This window comes from Endozoicomonas sp. ONNA1 (assembly GCF_024606325.1).
In the GTDB taxonomy this organism is placed as follows: Bacteria; Pseudomonadota; Gammaproteobacteria; order Pseudomonadales; family Endozoicomonadaceae; genus Endozoicomonas_A.
This window is the reverse complement of the sequence record NZ_JAHHPN010000681.1, coordinates 1-1,836: the sequence shown is the minus strand read 5'-3', so window position 1 is coordinate 1,836 and position 1,836 is coordinate 1. Positions and strand designations below refer to the sequence as shown.

Annotated in this window: 2 protein-coding genes; both read right to left on the bottom strand. The window is 46.1% G+C overall.

Annotated elements, in window-relative coordinates; translation table 11 throughout:
- Window positions 1–196: 196 nt before the first annotated feature.
- Complete coding sequence (locus KDK19_RS15975) at window positions 197–619, bottom strand: GNAT family N-acetyltransferase (RefSeq protein ID WP_257287552.1); 423 nt, start codon at window positions 617–619, stop codon at window positions 197–199.
- 173 nt (window positions 620–792) lie between these two features.
- The gene (locus KDK19_RS15970) at window positions 793–1,653 is read right to left on the bottom strand and encodes a hypothetical protein (protein WP_257280999.1); all 861 of its coding nucleotides are present in this window, start codon (window positions 1,651–1,653) and stop codon (window positions 793–795) included.
- Between the last annotated feature and the right edge of the window lie 183 nt (window positions 1,654–1,836).

Genomic DNA, 1,836 nt, shown 5'->3' with positions numbered 1-1,836 from the left:
CGAAAAAGCGCAGTTTACAGCGAGTAAATGAGCATTTTGAGCCACTTTTTAACGCCGTATCGGCGAAGCGTTGCACTTTTGCGACAGGCTCCCGGAGGTTCGGGTGAAACTGCGGCCATGAGTCAGCAGCAGGATAAACCTCACCATTGCAAGACTGCCTGTTCAAAAGACCTGCTGAATGCATCAGCCGGGCTTGTTATTCAGAAAGGCTTTTGGTCATGGGAATAAAGTCCAGCATGATTCCACCGGGAGAGTGATAAGTGGAAACTTTATCTCCCTCAAAACCACGACGCCGATAAAAGGGAGCTGCATTCAAAGTCGAATTCAGCTTTATTTGGGAGAGACCGGCTTCTTTCGCAATTTGTTCCAGATGAATCATCATTTTGCGAGCAACGCCCATCCTCATAAACTGTGGGTCGACAAAGATTGCATCGACCGCACTGTCCCTGGTATCAATCATTCCCGTACCGGCTTCTTCTCCTTCCATCATCGCAACAAGAAAATTCTGCTCAACGCTATCCATAAAATTCTCAGAGTTAGAGCCTTCAGTCCAGAGAGTCAAAGCTTCATCACTGTAATGACCGGCATTGAGAAAGTATCGCCAGATTACGAAGTTCAAAAGCTCTCTGAGCATCACTGCGTTGTGCTTTTCTTATTTCCATTCTTGTCAGGGGCCTCCCGCTTTTTTTCTGGAGGAACGGCTTTCAGAATTTACCGGCTCTCACCCTATTCTGATAGCCGCCTCACTGCTCAAAGCTCCCGACTTGTATTTGTCAATAGTAATCCATGATCTTACAGTTCTGATTTGCTTTTGGGCTTATCAGAATAATTAAGACGATAGGCATCGTTTATACCTCCATCTGTATCTCCATAGTCAATCTCATTGCCTGTCTGGTAGTGCCCGGTTTTATCAACGCTGCAAAATTGGTGGCCTCGAATCATGGCCTGAAGCAGGCAATATTCTGTGGAATCAGGGATACCATAAACCGTGTGCGTGGCAAACGGCTGACCATCGCGCACAGCCCAACCTTCGCCTACCCAAGTGATATCAGGCCGATCTTTACGTAAAGTCTGCAGTTCAGACAAGGGCATCAGTTCTTTGCCAACACCTGCATCAAACACCTTGCATTTAGTCGTATGGGTAAACTTTCCAAAAGCGATACCATTGTTTGGCAGAGGTTTTACACACAGGTCGAGATCACTGAACCCGACATCTTTTGGTCTTTCAGCAGAGCAGAACCTGAAAAGACCTACCAGAGAGCCAGAGTTCATCACCCACTTATCAGACTGATCAGGACTGAGCGGATCATTCTTGTGCATAGGCAGTTTGTAGAAACTGGACAGAACCTCTCTTTCTGTAGCATTCAGCCAGAAGTAGTTGCGGCTTCGTTTGATATCATGGCCGTCACTATTCTTTACTTCATAGACACAAAAGTTCTTTTTGTTGTCTGCCGCCTGAACGGGTTCTGTCAGGTCCAGCGCCGCTCTGCCGAAGTACCATTGTGGTTTGCCAGGCTTGACTTCATCATCAATGACTATACACAGGCTGCCATCAGCTGGTAGAACCGACTGGGATTGCCAGCACGGTTCTGCATTAACACCCGGAGAAAGCAACAGGGCAAAAGGAAGACCAAATTTGAGAAATCTCTTCATTACACTATCCTCCTGTTTCAAGAACACTACGCATTAGTCAAGAAGTGTAGTGAATTAATTAGAATGAGTTGATGTTTAAAATTGCTTAAACCGTACACTTTTTGACACATTGAACCCGGTATAAGTTCCCTGGCAGCCTGTCGGACTTAAGGCTGTCCTATTGCGGTTGCAATAAATTGGTCT

Excerpts from the sequence above, each read along its gene's own strand:
- KDK19_RS15970 (WP_257280999.1), bottom strand. The coding sequence starts at position 1,653 with ATGAAGAGATTTCTCAAATTTGGTCTTCCTTTTGCCCTGTTGCTTTCT.